18 protein-coding genes and 1 pseudogene are annotated in these 17,256 nt (G+C 59.2%); 9 read left to right on the top strand and 10 right to left on the bottom strand.

Annotation, left to right across the window (positions count from 1 at the left end; translation table 11 throughout):
• The first annotated feature begins 18 nt into the window (after nucleotides 1–18).
• A complete protein-coding gene (gene iolB, locus A3AY_RS0109330; protein WP_018325411.1) occupies nucleotides 19–828 on the top strand; it encodes a 5-deoxy-glucuronate isomerase in 810 nt (269 codons plus the stop codon).
• A 406-nt stretch (nucleotides 829–1,234) separates the two neighbouring features.
• Here iolB and A3AY_RS39065 read toward each other — a convergent pair whose 3' ends face one another.
• The 8 genes and pseudogenes from A3AY_RS39065 to A3AY_RS0109285 all read right to left on the bottom strand — a co-directional run bounded on the left by A3AY_RS39065 (nucleotide 1,235) and on the right by A3AY_RS0109285 (nucleotide 8,522).
• Nucleotides 1,235–1,390: an SDR family NAD(P)-dependent oxidoreductase gene (locus tag A3AY_RS39065; RefSeq protein WP_112864677.1), complete on the bottom strand. Its 156-nt coding sequence runs from the start codon at nucleotides 1,388–1,390 to the stop codon at nucleotides 1,235–1,237.
• Nucleotides 1,391–1,557: 167 nt separating this feature from the next.
• Nucleotides 1,558–2,529 (bottom strand): proline racemase family protein, encoded by a 972-nt coding sequence (locus tag A3AY_RS0109315; RefSeq protein WP_018325409.1) that lies wholly within the window; start codon nucleotides 2,527–2,529, stop codon nucleotides 1,558–1,560.
• Entirely contained in the window at nucleotides 2,475–3,992 is a 1,518-nt protein-coding gene (locus tag A3AY_RS34895) for an aldehyde dehydrogenase family protein (RefSeq protein ID WP_018325408.1), read from the bottom strand. The genes A3AY_RS0109315 and A3AY_RS34895 overlap by 55 nt, the downstream gene beginning before the upstream one ends.
• Before the next feature lie 22 nt (nucleotides 3,993–4,014).
• Entirely contained in the window at nucleotides 4,015–5,247 is a 1,233-nt protein-coding gene (locus A3AY_RS0109305) for an NAD(P)/FAD-dependent oxidoreductase (RefSeq protein WP_018325407.1), read from the bottom strand.
• Nucleotides 5,248–5,307: 60 nt separating this feature from the next.
• Complete coding sequence (gene dapA / locus A3AY_RS0109300) at nucleotides 5,308–6,186, bottom strand: 4-hydroxy-tetrahydrodipicolinate synthase (protein WP_018325406.1); 879 nt, start codon at nucleotides 6,184–6,186, stop codon at nucleotides 5,308–5,310.
• Between the two features lie 36 nt (nucleotides 6,187–6,222).
• Nucleotides 6,223–6,840, bottom strand: a pseudogene (locus tag A3AY_RS34890) (amino acid ABC transporter permease).
• Between the two features lie 10 nt (nucleotides 6,841–6,850).
• Entirely contained in the window at nucleotides 6,851–7,621 is a 771-nt protein-coding gene (locus A3AY_RS0109290) for an amino acid ABC transporter ATP-binding protein (protein WP_018325404.1), read from the bottom strand.
• A gap of 70 nt (nucleotides 7,622–7,691) precedes the next feature.
• Nucleotides 7,692–8,522: a substrate-binding periplasmic protein gene (locus A3AY_RS0109285; RefSeq protein WP_018325403.1), complete on the bottom strand. Its 831-nt coding sequence runs from the start codon at nucleotides 8,520–8,522 to the stop codon at nucleotides 7,692–7,694.
• Nucleotides 8,523–8,720: 198 nt separating this feature from the next.
• On the opposite strand from A3AY_RS0109285, the gene A3AY_RS0109280 reads away from it, so the two are divergent.
• The 3 genes from A3AY_RS0109280 to A3AY_RS34885 all read left to right on the top strand — a co-directional run bounded on the left by A3AY_RS0109280 (nucleotide 8,721) and on the right by A3AY_RS34885 (nucleotide 10,856).
• Nucleotides 8,721–9,440, top strand: a complete 720-nt coding sequence (locus A3AY_RS0109280) for a GntR family transcriptional regulator (RefSeq protein WP_026203262.1) — start codon at nucleotides 8,721–8,723, stop codon at nucleotides 9,438–9,440.
• Between the two features lie 2 nt (nucleotides 9,441–9,442).
• The gene (locus A3AY_RS0109275) at nucleotides 9,443–10,222 is read left to right on the top strand and encodes a pyrroline-5-carboxylate reductase (RefSeq protein ID WP_018325401.1); all 780 of its coding nucleotides are present in this window, start codon (nucleotides 9,443–9,445) and stop codon (nucleotides 10,220–10,222) included.
• A 340-nt stretch (nucleotides 10,223–10,562) separates the two neighbouring features.
• Nucleotides 10,563–10,856, top strand: coding sequence for a hypothetical protein (locus A3AY_RS34885; protein WP_018325400.1), 294 nt, complete (start codon nucleotides 10,563–10,565; stop codon nucleotides 10,854–10,856).
• Nucleotides 10,857–11,178: 322 nt separating this feature from the next.
• Here the strand turns inward: A3AY_RS34885 and A3AY_RS39060 are convergent, their stop codons facing one another.
• On the bottom strand, nucleotides 11,179–11,580 hold the full coding sequence (locus tag A3AY_RS39060; RefSeq protein WP_018325399.1) for a hypothetical protein: 402 nt from the start codon (nucleotides 11,578–11,580) through the stop codon (nucleotides 11,179–11,181).
• On the opposite strand from A3AY_RS39060, the gene A3AY_RS0109260 reads away from it, so the two are divergent.
• The 5 genes from A3AY_RS0109260 to A3AY_RS0109230 all read left to right on the top strand — a co-directional run bounded on the left by A3AY_RS0109260 (nucleotide 11,570) and on the right by A3AY_RS0109230 (nucleotide 16,360).
• Nucleotides 11,570–12,868, top strand: a complete 1,299-nt coding sequence (locus tag A3AY_RS0109260) for a mechanosensitive ion channel family protein (protein WP_026203261.1) — start codon at nucleotides 11,570–11,572, stop codon at nucleotides 12,866–12,868. The genes A3AY_RS39060 and A3AY_RS0109260 overlap by 11 nt on opposite strands.
• A 229-nt stretch (nucleotides 12,869–13,097) precedes the next feature.
• Nucleotides 13,098–13,523, top strand: coding sequence for a DUF7674 family protein (locus A3AY_RS0109255; RefSeq protein ID WP_018325397.1), 426 nt, complete (start codon nucleotides 13,098–13,100; stop codon nucleotides 13,521–13,523).
• A gap of 576 nt (nucleotides 13,524–14,099) precedes the next feature.
• Entirely contained in the window at nucleotides 14,100–14,576 is a 477-nt protein-coding gene (locus tag A3AY_RS34875) for an NUDIX hydrolase (protein WP_040668411.1), read from the top strand.
• A gap of 257 nt (nucleotides 14,577–14,833) precedes the next feature.
• Nucleotides 14,834–15,025 carry a hypothetical protein gene (locus A3AY_RS0109240; protein ID WP_018325394.1) on the top strand — a complete coding sequence of 64 codons (192 nt, stop codon included), beginning with the start codon at nucleotides 14,834–14,836 and terminating at the stop codon, nucleotides 15,023–15,025.
• Between the two features lie 471 nt (nucleotides 15,026–15,496).
• On the top strand, nucleotides 15,497–16,360 hold the full coding sequence (locus A3AY_RS0109230) for a Hint domain-containing protein (protein ID WP_234913072.1): 864 nt from the start codon (nucleotides 15,497–15,499) through the stop codon (nucleotides 16,358–16,360).
• A 575-nt stretch (nucleotides 16,361–16,935) separates the two neighbouring features.
• On the opposite strand, the gene A3AY_RS39055 is transcribed toward A3AY_RS0109230, so the two are convergent.
• Nucleotides 16,936–17,094 carry a hypothetical protein gene (locus A3AY_RS39055; RefSeq protein WP_018325390.1) on the bottom strand — a complete coding sequence of 53 codons (159 nt, stop codon included), beginning with the start codon at nucleotides 17,092–17,094 and terminating at the stop codon, nucleotides 16,936–16,938.
• Nucleotides 17,095–17,256 lie beyond the last annotated feature (162 nt).

The following is a 17,256-nucleotide window of genomic DNA, read 5'->3' as shown; positions in this document are numbered from 1 at the left end:
CCAACCGGAGGACAAGGGATGCCCGATTTGTTACGCAAGCCTTTCGGCACGCATGGCAAAGTTCACGAGATCCTGCCCCAGGCGGCGGGCTGGCGCTATGTCGGCTTCTCGCTCTATCGACTCAGACCAGGTGAGATTGCCGAGGAGGCAACGGGCGATCGCGAGGTCATGCTCGTTATTGTTGAGGGCAAGGCGGTCTTGCATGCCGCCGGGCAGGATTGGGGTATGCTGGGCGAGCGGATGAACGTCTTCGAGAAGACGCCACCGCACTGCCTCTATGTACCCAACGGCAAGGATTGGCTCGCCGTAGCGGACACGGAGTGCACGATTGCGGTTTGCTCAGCGCCCGGAAAAGGCGGACACGCTGCACGGCGGATCGGTCCCGACGGGATTTCGCTGACGGCGCGCGGCAAGGGAACCAATACGCGCCATATCAACAATATCGCGATGGAGAAAGAAGACTATTGCGACAGTCTTCTGGTCACGGAGGTCTTCACGCCCGCCGGCCATTGGTCGTCTTATCCAAGCCACCGCCACGACGAGGACGACTTCCCGCGTATCACCTACCTCGAGGAGTCATATTACCACCGGCTGAACCCGGCAGCTGGCTTCGGCGTCCAGCGCGTTTACACCGATGACGGACTGCTCGACGAAACGATGGCGGTGAAAGACCATGACGTCGTCCTGGTGCCGCGCGGGCATCATCCCTGCGGTGCACCTTATGGCTTCGAGATGTATTACCTCAACATCATGGCTGGTCCGCTGCGCAAGTGGCGCTTCATACCCGCGCCCGAGGTGGAATGGATCATGGAGCGGGACGCGAAATGATCAGCCGGGCAATCAACCAGAAAACAGCTCGCCACCTGGCGTATGAAGCTTTTCTGGATCTGGCACGGAATCTCGATTGCGTGGGGGTCGAGCCCCGGAACGATCTCGGCCGCCCGCTGTTCGACGGCATTTCTCCGAGCCACGCCGGTGCCATGGCGCGACAAAGGGGACTGCGACTATTGGGGCTTAGCGAGGTCTATCCCTTCAACGACTGGTCGGAGGAGCGCGCCAACGCCGTTGAGACGTTGATAGCCGCAGCCGTCGAAAAGCGGGGCCGAAACCATCAGCCTCATCCCATGTTGCAGAGCACATCGATGCGCCCTTCCGCCGCCATGACATTGTCGACGATGGCCCGGCATCCTTCGGCGGTCGAGATGTCGCTGGCGAAAGCACGGGCTTGCCGCCCTCAGCCGCGATCTGCGAAACGGTCGCTTCCGCACCTTCGCCATTCATGTCGGTGGACGACGACCCGCGCGCCCTCCGCCGCAAAACGGGCGCTGATCGCGCTGCCAATGCCGCCTGCCCCGCCGGTGACGATGACAACTCTATCCGTGAAACGCATGATCGTTACCTCATGTAGCTGCCGCCGTTCACGTCCAGTACGGCGCCGTTCAAGGACGCCTGCGAGGGACGGAAGGCGAACGCGGTGATCTCGCCAATTTCCTGTGGCTCAGCCATCCGGGCGATGGGAATACCGGCCAATGCCGCAGCCTCGCCGGCCGGAAAGTTTCATAGCTCACTCACCTGAGGTCCCCAGGTGTCCGACAAGGCAAAGCCTTGCGCGAAGGGATCGTCGCGGTCCAGTCGCAATTGCTGGCGACCGAAGACATAGCCCTGGCCGGTGATGCGCGGCAGGACGGCTGGGCGACCTGCAACCGTGGTCTCACCCAGAATTTCGGCTGTGAACTCGCCGCCGATGATGCTGCGCGAAATGCGCTTGTCGCCGGTCTTTGCCTGCCCCCGCGCATGCAGGATCGCAAGATTGGCCGACGAACCCGTCCCGCAAGGCGAGCGATCGACCCGGCCGGGCTTGAGCGTCGTGCAGGTGGTGACCGAACCATCCGGCTGATAGTCGCGGAACATCACGTACGCGATCTCATTTAAACTCGGAATTTCCGGATGTTCTACCCTGATCTGATCAGCCAGCAGTGACTTGATTTCGGTGCCTGCCTCAGCAAGCGCGCGGGCCTCTTCCGGCACGATGCGAAGGCCTACCTGATCGACGTCGATCTGCGCATAGAAGACGCCGCCAAACGCGATATCGCCGATGATCCGGCCCCAATTCGGCGTGTCGAGCGCGACGTCGAGGGCGTGGACGAAAGCGGGGACATTGTCGAGACTGACCGACATGCAGCGGCCCTTCTCGCAGCGCGCGCGGGCGACGATCAGCCCGGCCGCGGTATCAAGCCGGACAACGGTTTCCGGCTCGGTCATCTGGACACGGCCAGTCTCCAGAAGCGCGGTGACCACGCAGATGCAGTTGGACCCCGACATCGGATGGGCGCGATCCGGCTGCAGCACGATGAAGGACGCATCAGCGTCCGGCCGGCTCGGCGGCAGGAGCAGGTTCGCCGTATGAACCACCTGCGCTCGCGGCTCGCGCGTCAGGAAGAGGCGCAGCGACGGGTCGACATGGTTCAGGTGGTTCATCTTGTCGAGAATGGTCGCACCCGGAATATCGGGCGCGCCACCGACCAGCACATTGCCGCTTTCGCCCTGGCAATGGACGAGCAGGATATCGAGCTGGTCTCCAGATAGTTATCGAGGCCCCACCGGCCGAGTTCCCGGCCGATGCCGGACTGCTTGTAGCCGCCCCAAGGCGCCTCGGTGAAAGTCGGCTGCGAGCAGTTGATCCAGACGATGCCAGCGCGGAAGGCGCTTGCTACCCGTTCGCAACGTTGATCGTCGGCCGACATGACCGCGGCGGCAAGGCCAAAACGGCTGTCATTGGCAAGGCGGATCGCCTCCTGCTCGCTCTCAAAGGGGCGGATGCAGACCACAGGCCCGAAAATTTCTTCGACCCATGCGTCGCTATCGAGCGCCATGTCGGTAAGGATCGTCGGCTCCAGGTAGTAGCCCTTTTCGAACCCTTCCGGCCGCGTGCCGCCGCAGGCGACCGTCGCGCCCTGTTCGACGGCGCGCTCAATATGGCGCAGCACATCCTCATACTGCCCCTTGTTGACGAGCGGGCCGAGCAACGTGCCTTCGTCGAGGCCGTTCCCGATCGTGATCCTTTTCGCCTCCTCGATCAATCGTTCCAAAAGCTTCGGATAGAGCGGCGCCTCGACGAGAACCCGCGAAGTTGCCGAGCAGACCTGGCCCTGGTTCCAGAAGATGCCGAACATGATCCATTCGACCGCCTTTTCGATATCGCTGTCGGCGAAGACGATGAAGGGCGACTTGCCGCCGAGTTCCAGACTTATCCGTTTGATGTCCTTCGCACCCGCAGCCATGATGCGAGAGCCGACCGGGCCAGAACCGGTGAAGGCGACCTTATCCACTTGGCAGTGCTCGATCAGCGCTTGTCCGACAACCGAGCCCTTTCCGGAGAGGATGTTCAGCACGCCCTTCGGAAGGCCCGCGTTTTCCGCGATCGCGCCAAGCTCCAGTGCCGTCAGCGAGGTTGTCTCGGCGGGCTTGAGGATCATGGTGCAGCCGGCCGCAAGCGCAGGTGCGACCTTCCACGAGGCCATGAGTAGCGGATAGTTCCAGGGGACGATGGCGACGGCGACGCCGAGCGGTTCGCGGACGGCTTTCGAGACGAAGCGCGCATCGGCAAGCTTCACCTCTTCAACCTCGCCATCCAGTTCCTCGGCAAGGTCGGCATAAAAATCGAAGCAGCCCGCGGCGTCCGTCAGATCCCATTCGGATTCGGGAAGCGGCTTGCCGTTGTCGCGGTTTTCCATGTGCGCCAGTTCTGCCAGACGGTCACGGATCCCTTGCGCCATCGCGCGCAAGTATTTTGCGCGCTCCTTGCCCGAAAGGCGCGGCCAAGGACCGTTGTCGAAGGCTTCGCGGGCCGCCTTCACAGCCGCCTCGGCCTCTGCCGCTCCGGCGGCGGGAATATGGTGAAACACCTCTTCTGTTGCCGGATCGATCACCGGCAGCATGGTTCCGTCTGCAGGCGCGACCCACTGGCCATCGATGAAAAACTTGTTCTGCATGGTGTCCTCACACGGGATGTGTCTAGAAGCGGTCGACGCGATAGGGGTGCATGTCGATGGGCGGCGTCACGCCGGTGATCAGATCGCCCATCAGACGCGCGGTCGTTGCGGCATAGGTGACGCCGAGATGGCCGTGACCGGTCGCATAGAAGACGCCGGGTATTTTGGCCGAAGCGGACATGACCGGCACTGTATCCGGGAAAGCCGGGCGATGGCCCATCCACTCGGAAAAGTCCTCGCAACGCAGGTTCGCCAAGGCCGTCTGCGCCCGGCGCACGGTTATCTTCGAACGGCGGTAGTCGGGTGCGGCGTCGAGACCGGCCATCTCGACCGTTCCGCCGACGCGGATACCTCCCGCCGTCGGCGTGACCATAAAGGCGCGGGCTGGCCAGATGATCGAATGGCGCATGGAAATGCCCGGCGACATGATCTGGGTGTGGTAACCGCGCTCCGTCTCGAGCGGCATCGATTCTCCCAGCATTTTGGAGAGCAGACCGCTGTAGGCTCCGGCTGCAATCACCACCTCCTCGGCAACGACGCGCTCGCTTTCCGCGAGCCGCACTGCGGTGATGCGCTGGGAGCGGTCGAAACCGGCCACCGCGCCGCGGCGGATTTCGCCGCCGAGTGCTGTGAAGCGCTCGGCAAGGCGCTGCACGAGGCGAAAGGGGTCGCGCAGGCTGCGGTTCTGGGGAAAGAGCACAGCGATGCCGATCCGATCGGACAGTTCCGGCTCAAGTTCCCGCGCCTGCGTGCCCGTCAAGCGCTGATGCGGGAAGTTGAACCGCTCGAGTATTTCGATGTGTTCGCGGTCGGCCTGGAACTCTGCCTCGTTGCTATAAAGCGAAAGGCAGCCCTCGTCTGTCAGTTCGGCTTCCAGGCCCGTTTCGTGCAGCAAAGGTAACAGATCGTCGTACACTCGGTTGCAGAGAACCGCACCCTCGGCCTCCAGCTGGCGCAGCTTGGCCGGCCGGGACGCTGCGACAAATCGGGCGAACCAGGGAAGCAATCTGGGCATATAGCCCGGACGGACGCGTACCGGCCCTTCCGGGTCGAGCATCCAGCCGGGAATCTGTTTCCAGATCGACGGGCGTGAGGCCGGCATGAACTCGGTAACGGCGATCGACGCCATGTTGCCATAGGACGCGCCGCGCCCGACCTCGCCCTTGTCGAGCAGGATCACCCGCCGCCCCCGCTTTTGCAGTTCGTAGGCGATGGTGGTGCCGATAATGCCTGCGCCGACGACCAAAGTGGTCATGCTGGTTCTCTCCATAATCCTGGTCATGGCCGGACGGCGTTTCACCGCCCGCCGCGAGACTTACCAATTGAGGATCGGCTCCATGGCAGCGCGGAATTCGGCTTTTTCGTCATCCGTCAGGGGGCCAAGCGGCGCGCGGCATTCACCAACCGGCAGGCCCTGCAATTCGCAGCCATACTTGATCTTCTGGACGAACTTGCCGGATTCGAGGATGTTCATCGCCCGGTAGAGCGTCTTCATCATCTCACGAGCTTTGCCGAGGTCGCCGGCCTTGTAGTTCCGGTCGAGATCGCAGCAGGCCTTGGCCATGCAGTTGGACGGGCCGCAGATCCAGCTTTCCGCCCCCCAGAACATGAAGTCGAGCGCGATGTCGTCCGAGCCGCTGACGAGCTGGATCTTGCCTTCATAGCGGCTGGCAATGTCGATCGCGCGCTGCAGGACGCCGGAGCTCTCCTTGATGCCGATGACGCGCGGATTGTCGGCAAAATGGTCCATCAGTTCGAAGGAAATGTCCGATCCGTCCTTTGCCGGATAGGAATAGAGGACGATGTTCACATCCACCGCGGCCAGCACGGTTTCATAGTGCTTGATCAGCTCTTCTTGCGTCGGACGGGTGTAGAAGGGCGGCGCCAGAAGAACGGTATCGTAACCGATCTCCTTGGCCATCGCCGTCTGCTCGATGACTTCGCGCGTTGCCGGCGCATTCGTCCCGGCAATCAGGATTTCGCCCGGCTTGGCAAAGTCCGTGACGAACTGCAGCACCTCGCGTCGCTCTTCAGTCGACTGGCTGAAATATTCGCCGGTCGAACCGTTCGGCACCCAGCCGCTGACCCCTGCTTCGCGCAGGTGGACAAGCAGCTTTTCGAATGCCTTGAAGTCGATCTTGCCTTCCTTGTCGAAGGGCGTGACGAGGGCGGGCATGACGCCAGAGAGTTTCATGGTTTCTCCAATTCGAGGGTTCGGTTAGGGGACAGGTCAGAGGGCCAGCCGCTTGAGGATGCGTTGTTCAATAACCGTGACAGCGCGCGTCAGCGGGAAGGCAATGACGAAGTAGCTGAGGGCGACAATCGTCAGCACCTCGACGAAGATCCTGGACGGCTACGATGGCAACCAATGCACTCTGCTGGAAGATACCGATCCCGTTTGTCAGCAGAACCGGGATCGAGTTGCGGACCGCCGTCGGCAGGACGATGTAGAGAATGCGCTGGAACGGGTTTACACCGAGCGCTATTCCGGCATCGAGCTGCTCCCGTGGAACCGCCTGAATCGAAGCTCGATAGGCCTCGGCATTGAAGGCCGCCAGATTGAGACCTAGCGCCACGATGCCCATCGTGACCGAACCGAGGAAGACGTTGAACAGCATGGGCACGCAATAGAAGAACCAGACGATCTGGATGATCGCCGGCGTACAAAAAGCATGATCGGGAGCCGGATCAGCGCCCAGTGGCTCATGACGAGCAGCGACGCCAGCAGAAATCCGAGCGTCAGCCCGATGGCGTTAGCCGCGATCGTGAGCTGAACCGTGATCCAGAGGCCGTCCCAGAGCGGTCCGAAATTGCGGAAGACGGACGCGAAGTCGAAACTGTAGTTCATCGTCCACCCCTCAGTGCTTGATGTGGAAGACCCGCTCGATGAAGTCGCGGGTGCTCTCTTCCTTCGGCGAACCGAGCACCTGTTCGGGGGGACCGTCTTCGACGACAACACCGCCGGCGCAGAAGATCACGCGAGAGGCGATATGCTTTGCGAACCACATGTCGTGAGTGACGATGACCATCGGCATCTGCTGCTGGGCAAGTTGCAGGATGACCTGCTCGACTTCTGCCACCAGTTCGGGATCGAGCGCCGAGGTCACCTCATCAAACAGCATGAGTTTTGGATCGAGCATCAGCGCGCGGGCGATGGCCACACGCTGCTTTTGCCCGCCGGAGAGCTGGGCCGGATAGGCGTTGGCCTTCGCCGCCAGCCCGAAGCGGGTGAGCAGCGCCATCGCCCGTTCACGCGCGGCAGCCTTGCTTTCGCCCCTGACTTTCACCGGCGCGAGGATCAGATTGCCGATCACGTCGAGATGCGGAAACAGCGTGTAATGCTGAAAGACCATGCCGATCGAGCGCCGTACTTTGGTATCGATCGCGGTCTTGCCGCTGCCATTGGCAGAAATGTAAGGCTTGCCGCCAAACATAATCGAGCCGCTGTCGATCTGTTCGAGCCCCATCAACACCCTGAGCAGCGTGGACTTGCCGCCGCCGGAAGGACCGATGACCACGACGCGATCGCCGGGCTTCATTTCGATGTCGAGGCCCTGCAAAACCTTCACTACGCCGCCATAGCTTTTGTGAAGGCCTTCGATCTTAACCAGTGGAGCGGTATCCGGCATCGTCCAATTCTCCTCCTCAGAACAAAGAAGCGGAGCCGCCGCACGGCCCGACATGGTCCACTTACCGGGCTCAGTTGCCGGCCTTGAGGACTTCATCAACCGCCTTGCGGATCAGTTCATCCACGTGGCCGGTCGCGACGCGTTCTTCGAGGAAGATGTTGACCACTTCGACGTCCGCAGCTGAAAGCTGATGCGGCAGGCCGAAGGCCACACCTTGCTTGGCGAGCGCCGGCGTCGGGTTCATCGCCACCGCCCAGTCCAGGTTCGACTGGGTGAAGAGCTGGTTCGTGTCGGAAGCATCGACGAGGATGTCGGCGCGGCGCGACACGACCGCAAGCCGTGTCTCATCGTTTGTCGGCAGACGCAGGATCGTCGCCGTCTTGACTGCGGCGGAAATTGCCTTGTCCTGGGCGGTACCCGACATGACGGCAAGCGTCACGCCTTCCTTGTCGATATTGGCGACCGAGGCGGCGCCCGCCGGAATCTTCGGGTTATCTTTGTTGTAGGCCAGCGAGATCTGATACTCCATCGCGGGAATGGAGAACTGCACTGCCATGGCACGCGCCGACGTGCGGTTCAGAGCGAGCGACAGGTCCCACTTTCCGGCCTGAAGGCCCGCGACAATGTTATCCCAGGTCGTATCGACGAATTCGGGCTTCACCTGCAGGACGTCGGCGAATTCCCGGCAGAGATCGGCGAAGAAGCCGGAATATTCGCCGCTGGCCGGATCGCGCATCACATAGGGGGGCGCGACAGCGGCGCCGCAGCGCAGCGTACCGGATTTCTGAACACCCTGCCAATAGCCTTCCGCCTGAGCTGAGGCAGTCGCGGTCGAAAGACCCGCCACCAGGACGAGCGCGGCCGTCGCCCGCAGTGCGGACGTCATCATCTTCGAGAGCATATGCATTCCCCATCTTGAGCGCTGAGAAGCGCGGTTCCACCCGTCGGCTTCGGCCGTTCTTCAAGTCCTTTTCTGTCGGCTTCGTGTCGACTGACAAAAATATGTCGTCTTGTAGTCGACAAAGTCAAGCGGAAATTGTAAATTGCCGACACGTTGTTTTTCTGGCCCAATGACCGCGAACTCTGAAAGGGGACGCAAGTGTCTGACGAAATTGAAATGAAGCGGGTGCGGGGCACCGGCTGGAAAAATGTCTACGATACGCTTCGGGCGGAGATTCTCGCGCTGACGCTGCCCCCAGGACAGTTGCTCGACGAGACGACGCTGGCCGAGCGCTTCGACATGTCGCGCTCACCGGTGCGCGAAGCACTAATCCGGCTGGCGGGCGAGGACCTTGTGGTTACGCTTTCCAATCGCAGCACCATCGTCGCGCCGATCGAAGTGGCGAGCTTTCCCAAATATGTCGAGGCGCTCGACGTCGCCCAGCGCATGAACACGCGGCTTGCCGCCGCACTGCGCACCGAGGCCGACCTGAAGATCATCGCCAAACGCCAGAAGGACTTTGAGGCTGCAGTGAAGACCAACGTGCACCTGAAGATGTCTGAGGCCAACAAGCAGTTTCACATGGCGATCGCTCACGCCGGCAAGAACGCCTATCTCGCCTCCTTCTATGAGCGGCTTCTGAACCAGGGCCAGCGCATGCTGCACCTGCATTTCGAATATCTGGAACGCACCGGCGACGGTTATCTCCTGACGGATGAGCACAACCTCATGCTGGAAGCGATCCGCGCCAAGGATGTCGAGCGCGCCGACGAGCTGGCGCATGCCCATACACGGCAGTTCCAGGACAATTTCCTCCGGTTCATGCGCGAAAACTATACGACCGACGTTTCGCTCGGCGCGCGCGTGGCGGCCGAATAGCCATGCCCCTACCACGGAAGATCGGATTCATCGGGACCGGTGCCATCACCGACGCCATGGTGCGCGGCCTGCTCGCCGAACCTACCGCCGTGTCGCATGTTATGGTGTCCCAACGCAGCGTTGATGTTTCGGCGAGGCTCGCCACTGATTTCCCACAGGTCCGTGTTTCCGGCGACAATCAGGCGATCGTCGACGGCTGCGATACGGTCGTGCTGGCGATCCGCCCGCAGATCGCGCAAGAGGTTATCAGCCCACTGCAATTCAGCGATATGCAGAAGGTGATCAGTGTCGTCGCCGCGACAAGCCGCGACGCGCTCTTCGACTGGATCGGCGCGGATGTTCGCCTTTCGCAGGCGATCCCCCTACCCTTCGTCGCGCGCCGCAAGGGCGTCACCGCAATCTTTCCGCGCGACGCGGATACGGCCGCCTTCTTCAACGTGCTTGGCAACGCCGTCGAATGCGAGACCAGGAAGGAATACGATCTGCTTGCGGCTGCCAGCGCCTTGATGGCCACGTATTTTGGCATCATGCACCGTACCACGGAATGGCTCGCGAAAAATGGTCTGCCGGAAGACAAAGGCCGCACCTATATTGCGCCTCTCTTCGCCAGCCTGTCCGAGACCGCGCTCCTTGCCGGCAAGGGCCACTTCATCGATCTCAGTCGCGAGTTTGCGACAAAGGGCGGATTGAACGAGCAGGTGTTCCAAGATTTTGACCTCAATGGTGGAACAGACGCGCTGAGACGGGCCTTAGGCCGCGTGCTTAGCCGGATCGAAAAATAGGCTTGCCGTCCAAGATTTTGAAGAGATTGACCGGCATAGCGGATTGCGCAAAGACGGAATGTTCTCCGTTTTAGGCAGCCGTTTAGAGCCTTCGCCTTGAAAGGATTCGAACCAAAGTCCTGGTATTGATTTCGTCTTGTCGACTTTTTCAACCCGCCGAACAAATCGCTAAAGCACTGCGTCATCAGCTACAGCCTTTTTGGCTGGTTGTTCGGTATCGTACCGAAGGCGTTTGGCTCTGGACAGCACTCCAATCCTCGGTAATTTAGAGACCGCGCAATCACAGGGATGCTCATCCAGAAGCCAAAGAAAATCCGACGGACGCGCGGGAGGAGAAATCATGTTTCATTCGCTCATATCCGATGAGAGGACCGGCAGTCCTCTGCGCCAAAACGACCCTAAGTGCATCGAAGCACCGGATTTTCGCATCAAAAAGGCCGCCCGACATCTCTGGGAGATCAAGGCCTTGTCTCAGGAGGCGGCAACCTGGTTGAGATCCAATTTTGACGGTGCTGCTTTTGGCCACAACGAAATCCGGACCGACCTTGCTGGCGCGAACCGTTTCATGAGGAAAGCGCGTGGTCTGTCCTATCGGATTGAATATGTAGGACCGCACAGCGTGAATATCTTTTAGCCGACGGCAACAGTCGGTACCTAAGAGGCGCAAGCGATCCCGGTTGCCGCACAAGCGACAGCCACGGTGTCCGAGGACGCGGTATCTCTGACAATGCAGAATTGCAGGCCCACGGCAATCCCAGTCCCGCAGCGCCTCGAAGGTCAGTTCGATATTCGCCGGCTGCTGCTGAACTTTCTTTCAGTCGCCCCTTGGCGGGGCGCCTCCGGAGTTGATCTGGTAGCGTTGGAAGTCATGCGAAACCCACGACCTTGAGTGGGAGACGTCCGGCATTCCGGCCGGCCGGTGCTGTCACCGACCGGACTGATACTGGCGGAGGGTGTTACCACCACGATGTGTAGAAGACCGTGAGCTCGGAAACGAGGGCCTCCCGTGCCTTGGCGACGAACTGCAGGTCGTCCTCGATCTCGGATCCGTCGCTGACGCCGAAGAAGAAGCCGTCGGTACGGGAGAGCGACGTGGCACGGATATCGACCTCGAGGCGGTCGATATCGTCGGACGTCAGTTGAAGATTCACGCAGTTGAAGCTTTCAGCGGCGCCGCCCTTGTCGCGATATCCGCCGCCGAAGGTGTGAAGCAAACCATGCTGAGACGCGCCACCCGCTTCAATGCCATGGACGTGATGCGGGTCCGAAACGGCCAGATTCTCGGCGAAATCGTGAACATTTTTGAGTTCCGCGGGTTGACTGCAGAGTAGAGCAAGAGGCACCGCCGTGGATTTCATGCAGATCGTTCGGCCGCTTGAAATCTGGTTCAGGACATTCGTGTTCAGCGAATGGACGTTTTACCAACTCGGAATTATCGCAGTCGGCTATGTTTTCGCATCCTTCGTCGCATCCAAAATTGAGCCGGCGATGGAAACGAGGGCCCGGCGCATTAAGGGTAATCCAGATCTGCTTCGCGTCGTCATCGCGTTCATGCGCCGTCTGAAATGGCTTTCTCTGATCGTTTGGCTGTGGCTTGCGAATATAATTCTCACTCAGAACACCTGGCCTTCGCAACGCTGGCTGGTCTCGACGGCGCTCACCTTGGCGGCCACGTGGTTTGTAATTTCCGTGCTGACCAAGATTATTCGCAATCCGACCTTGTCGCGCGTGGTCGCCATCGTTAGCTGGGGGTATCTCGCCCTCTACGCCACCGGGCTTGACGGTCCTGTCCTGTCGACGCTTGATGGTGCCGCTGTCAACCTGGGTGCGATGCGTTTGTCGCTGCTGATCATCGTAAAGGTGGTTGTCCTAACGATCGCACTTATCTGGGTCGCAGTCCTGGTCGGCAATGTGCTTTCCCATTGGGTCCAACGTTCCGGCGACCTGTCGCCGTCTTTCAAGGTGCTGATCAGCAAGGTCATCAAGATCGTTTTGATCCTGATCGCCGGTGCCATCGCATTGTCGGCGACGGGTATCGATCTCACGGCGCTAACGGTTTTCTCTGGAGCTGTGGGCGTTGGAATTGGCTTCGGGCTGCAGAAGGTCGTGTCCAATTTTATTTCAGGGATCATCATCCTGCTCGACAAGTCGATCAAGCCCGGTGACACGATCACCCTTGGCGACACGTTCGGTTCCATTCGTGATCTCCGTGCACGTTTCGTGTCGGTCATTACCCGCGACGGGAAAGAATATCTTATCCCCAATGAGGACTTCATCTCGCAGCAGGTGGTGAATTGGTCGTTTTCCAGCGACTACGTCCGTATCGATGTCGATTTCGGCACGTCGTACGCTAGTGATCCGCATGAGGTGGTGCGGATTGCCATCGAAACTGCCTCTGCCGTTCCCCGCGTCGCTAACGACTATAAGACCCCGGTCTGCTGGATGACAGCCTTTGGTGCTTCCTCGCTGGATTTTCGCCTCCGCTTCTGGATATCCGATCCGGCAAACGGTCTGACGAATGTGCGCGGCCAAGTTCTGATGGCGTTATGGGATGCGTTCAAGGAGGCTGGGATATCCATTCCCTTCCCGCATCGAGAAATAATCATGAAGACGCCCGTGGAGATTCAACGGCCACCGCGAGGCTGAAACCGGAACGCTTCATTCTCTGTCTTCTTCACCGGGCTCAACGAAAAGGCCGTGACGCTTGCTGTTGAGATAACGGTTTGACGGCTTAGCTGACACCCTCATGCGGCAGCGCGTAACGAGCGAAATCATGCTCTTCATGTGCCTGCGCACGAAGACTAGAGCGTGAACTCATTAATGCGCTTGTCAGATCAAGCCTTGCAACACGGGCATCAGAAGGGCAAAAAGAGTAATGTCCGAGAACAACGTGAACGCGCTTTCGTTCGAGTTCGATCGCTCGAATATGTTTGTGCCGCTTTTGCAGGCTGACCCATCGTTTCGTGAAAAGTGGGAGACATTCCAAGAGGAGTATCGATCTGACGAGGAGTTGCCACTTTACTTGGCAATGTCAGAGCTTGCTCTTCATCTGATTCAGGATTTGGAGACAGGTGACACGCATCGATTTGATGCGGTCTTTGATGTTGTCGAACGCTGGCACATCAACGGCGACCCGTATGTTAAAGAGGCGGCTACAGTAGGTCTCCTCGAAGATTTGCAGAATGGACATTTGCATCGCAAAACTCGCCCTGACGATTTTCTTCCATGGCTGCAGCCGGAAACTCTCGGATGGTGGAATAAGGTCCATGAATTCTGGGCTACAGGAAAGCCGATAATTTGAGCTCGTTCCTCAGAAGTTGGGTTCCGAAAACGGCATGTTTTTGATTCATGGGGCTTTGATTTGGAGGCCTCTCATGTCCCGTCGGCGGTTCGACCTAACTGATTTCGAATGGAGCATCATACAGCCGTTGTTGCCGAACAAGTTCCAAAGCTAAGGACTCCGGAACAAAACTAGAACATCCGCAGCAATGCGGTCGCCAAACCTGAAACTCTGTCCACAGGTTATCCACCGGCTTATGCACCGGGGAAGGCACGCAATGCGGGCACATCTGGCTCATTCCAGATGATCTCCATGCTGGTATTTCTACCGCGCAATTGGGGCACATAAGCTTTCCAATGCAGGCAAACTCGACCGTTTTCATCTAAGATTTTCCATGGAGCGTTATAGCCAAAGGCCTTAGCATAGCCGCTCTCAGCTCTAAGGCAATAATTGCCGACGAAAGAGATTTGCGCGCCTACGCACGGCTATGAAAACCGCGGTCAGAATCAGCCTACCTGAACGCTTTCGTTCTTCACGCGTTTCCCGATGCGAGCCATCGACTTTATAGTAAGCTTCGACGACTCACAGGATGCGAAAATGGGAACACGGCCGACATTCCTTTCCCGCCTGGCGTCGAACGCAAGTTCGCTGTTCAGGAAACCACCCTTAGAGCAGTATGGCGCGCTGTGCTATCGCAGGAACAAGGCACTGGGTCAGATCGAGGTTTTGCTTATCACGAGCCGAGATACCCTTCGGTGGGTAATTCCCAAGGGATGGCCTATGAATGGGAAGAAGCCTCACGAAGTGGCCGCCAGGGAGGCCTTCGAGGAGGCCGGCGTGCGTGGAAAGGCAAAGAAAAAACCTCTGGGCTATTTCCACTACCTGAAAGATGGCAAAGTCCCGTGCTTGGTTCAGGTCCACGCGATCGAGGTCGATGAACTGATTGGGAAATATCCAGAGAGGGGCCAAAGGGAACTCGATTGGGTTACCTGTTCGGAGGCCGCAGCGCGCGTAAATGAGCCCGAACTGAAGGGCCTTTTTCGCCTACTTGAAGCGAGTTTGGCCGGTAAGTAGAACGGTTTCCAGCGCATGCAAAAAGGGCCTCTCCCCGGCGATCGGAAAGAGGCCAACAGATACAGAATGCCCTCATATTTTCTGCTGACAGGCGATCCGTGACAATAAAATATCTTAATCGAGCGCGAGTTATCGCGCAGACTAGGCATGAAAAGTGTCGATAGCTGTTCAGCCATGGTGGTTTTCTCGGTTGACGCCCCTCGGACGCCCTCAGCGACCGAATAGTCAAGCTCAAATGCCGTTTCTGGATGTCCAGAATGGTTTTCATTAAGGATGTCTTTGAGGCAAGATTGTGGGAGTTCGGGGCATTCCGCGGTATGCTAGAAAACCTCATGCGACAATCTCCAAAACAAGCGCGAGATACGGTACTCTTCGCCTCAATTCTCGCAATCGCGTCCGCGCAGCTGGTAGTAGCAGTCGACGCCTATATCGGCTTGCTGCCGGACTGAGAATACTGCCTATGCAGCCGCACAGAGGCACGTCAAACTCTGGTGACATGAGGGTTATTGGATGGCTTACGACTGGGATGGGAAGCGAACGAGGCGTCTGAAGAGAATGCAGAGCATTGCGATCGGAACAGTGGTCTTGCTCGGGTCCACATTCTTCGCCGCAGCGCTCGTGATGGAGTAGCGGCCGACTGAGCACCGCATGGCGTGGACGGGCAGCCGCCGCCGCCGCGATGCTGACCCCGAGCATCCCGCAGAGCGCGACGACAGCAAGCGCGCCCATATCCATTAGACCGCCCCCTCAACCTACCGACGCAGTCAAGAAGTCGCCGACGCTTCCGACCGGTCCATGTTGCGTACTCCGTTTGAGTTAAAGCGGTTGCACTTTTGGATTGATATTCATGAAACACAACTTGGCGCACAATTCATGCGCGTGCACCCAAGAAATCGGGGCAATTCCGAAAGGGACAGTTCATGTCAGGCAACGAACCGAATGTGCAGCACAATCGCGCGCGGCGCCACTTCCTCGGACTGGCGACTGCGGCGACCGCAAGAATCGCTCTCGTAGCAGCAGCTTTGTCTCCTTCGATTGCTCACGCCAAGGGAAAGGCGTGGTGGAAAACAGGCGGCAGTTCCCCTGGCCATGGCCACGGCCCCGGTGGACATGGCCAGTCGGGCGGGCAAGGCCAATCCGGCGGCAGCCCAATGTGCTTTCTGCGGGGCACCTCGATCATGACCCCGACAGGCGAGGTCTTCATCGAAGATCTTCAAATCGGCGATCTCGTCGAAACGGTGAGCGGAAAAGCCAGAGCGGTTAAATGGATCGGTCGCCATGCCTACAAGCGGAACGGTTCATCCTGGAAGGACGCGGTGGTGCCGATCCGCATTTCCCAGCATGCTCTTGGTCACAAGATGCCTCATTGGGATCTTTATCTCTCCCCTGGCCATGCCCTGTACATTGATGGCGTACTGATCAGGGTGAAGGACCTGGTCAACGGCACTTCGATTGCGCCGGCTCCGCATCGCGAGACAATCGAGTATTACCAGATCATGCTCGACAGCCATGACGTGATCCTGGCCGAGGGTGTCCCGGCCGAGACGTTCCTTCTCACGGCCAACAACATCGAAGCCTTTGCGAACTTCGCTGAATTCGGGCTCCTCTACCCTGGCGATCGACATCGTTCGATGACGCCATACGCCCCGATTGTGGGGCTGTCCGGCCGCGAGCACCTGAAGGCGCTTCTGCCCCGTGGGGTCCGCCGTGCGTTTCAGATGCGCGAGCCGGTCCAGGACATCTACGGACGGATCGCCGCTCGCGCCCAGCAACTGGTCGTATGAGACTTGGACTGGTGATACCGTATCTCGTTTCCAGCCACCCAAAGGGTGGCGGGATAAGGCGCGTTTGTTCCTTACCGACCCTTGGAACAAACGCGTCTGTTCCATGTTTTCCGTTCCATGGAAACCCAACAGTCGAAACGCCTTCCGATCGGCGATCCTGGCCGCCGTGAACTGCAAAAGGTCCTGAACTACTTGATCGTCGGGCTGCTCGCTTCACCGCCGTTGGATGGGACAGATGGGAAACGCTCAAGGCCACCGCCGGCACAGGCGAATGCGCCACTGAGACAAGGTCACGGTATCCGATGACGCAGTATGTCTGGACGCTACGAGCGCCTGGCCGGCAGGACCTTCCACGGGTCACGACGCTCGACGAGATGCAGGATGAGCTCATGAAACTGGAGCTGCCGGGCGGAGTTCCACCCGTGTGGATTTTGACGAATACGGGATCTAGCGATGATGCCGGCAACGGATGTTATACCCACAATGCTGGCGGCGAGAACGAATGGTCCCTGACCTGGACGAAGTTAGATTCGTAACGAGGATGCGCACCAGGGAACCCGGCCCGCATTAACATCTCACCTTAATTGGACGATTTCCACCACCGTGCGGGTCTTCACCTCCTTGGAGAAGACTTCGACTTCTTTGGATGCTGTTGACGTCGCAAACCAAGTGCCTCGGGCGCCGACCACCACGCCAACGCTGGCTGCGATCGTGAGTAGAACATTCTGGTTCATGCGGAATCCTCGCGTTGTCACGTGTTGAGGTTAAACCAGAAGCGCTCCTTCACGCCCTTGTCGTTCGGGATATCGAAGAACCGCTGATTTTCGCGGCGCGGATCCCGACGCTTGCACGGAGAAAGACCGCGATCCCGCTGATCCTAAATGGCGCCCTGAACG

The sequence above is a fragment of the Rhizobium giardinii bv. giardinii H152 genome (genome assembly GCF_000379605.1).
Lineage (GTDB): Bacteria > Pseudomonadota > Alphaproteobacteria > Rhizobiales > Rhizobiaceae > Pararhizobium > Pararhizobium giardinii.
This window is presented reverse-complemented; position numbering and strand designations above follow the sequence as displayed.

Excerpts from the sequence above, each read along its gene's own strand:
- iolB (WP_018325411.1), top strand. The coding sequence starts at position 19 with ATGCCCGATTTGTTACGCAAGCCTTTCGGCACGCATGGCAAAGTTCAC.
- A3AY_RS39065 (WP_112864677.1), bottom strand. The coding sequence starts at position 1,390 with ATGCGTTTCACGGATAGAGTTGTCATCGTCACCGGCGGGGCAGGCGGC.
- A3AY_RS34895 (WP_018325408.1), bottom strand. The coding sequence starts at position 3,992 with ATGCAGAACAAGTTTTTCATCGATGGCCAGTGGGTCGCGCCTGCAGAC.
- A3AY_RS0109305 (WP_018325407.1), bottom strand. The coding sequence starts at position 5,247 with ATGACCACTTTGGTCGTCGGCGCAGGCATTATCGGCACCACCATCGCC.
- dapA (WP_018325406.1), bottom strand. The coding sequence starts at position 6,186 with ATGAAACTCTCTGGCGTCATGCCCGCCCTCGTCACGCCCTTCGACAAG.
- A3AY_RS0109290 (WP_018325404.1), bottom strand. The coding sequence starts at position 7,621 with ATGCCGGATACCGCTCCACTGGTTAAGATCGAAGGCCTTCACAAAAGC.
- A3AY_RS0109285 (WP_018325403.1), bottom strand. The coding sequence starts at position 8,522 with ATGCTCTCGAAGATGATGACGTCCGCACTGCGGGCGACGGCCGCGCTC.
- A3AY_RS0109275 (WP_018325401.1), top strand. The coding sequence starts at position 9,443 with ATGCCCCTACCACGGAAGATCGGATTCATCGGGACCGGTGCCATCACC.
- A3AY_RS34885 (WP_018325400.1), top strand. The coding sequence starts at position 10,563 with ATGTTTCATTCGCTCATATCCGATGAGAGGACCGGCAGTCCTCTGCGC.
- A3AY_RS39060 (WP_018325399.1), bottom strand. The coding sequence starts at position 11,580 with ATGAAATCCACGGCGGTGCCTCTTGCTCTACTCTGCAGTCAACCCGCG.
- A3AY_RS0109255 (WP_018325397.1), top strand. The coding sequence starts at position 13,098 with ATGTCCGAGAACAACGTGAACGCGCTTTCGTTCGAGTTCGATCGCTCG.
- A3AY_RS34875 (WP_040668411.1), top strand. The coding sequence starts at position 14,100 with ATGGGAACACGGCCGACATTCCTTTCCCGCCTGGCGTCGAACGCAAGT.
- A3AY_RS0109240 (WP_018325394.1), top strand. The coding sequence starts at position 14,834 with ATGGTTTTCATTAAGGATGTCTTTGAGGCAAGATTGTGGGAGTTCGGG.
- A3AY_RS0109230 (WP_234913072.1), top strand. The coding sequence starts at position 15,497 with ATGTCAGGCAACGAACCGAATGTGCAGCACAATCGCGCGCGGCGCCAC.
- A3AY_RS39055 (WP_018325390.1), bottom strand. The coding sequence starts at position 17,094 with ATGAACCAGAATGTTCTACTCACGATCGCAGCCAGCGTTGGCGTGGTG.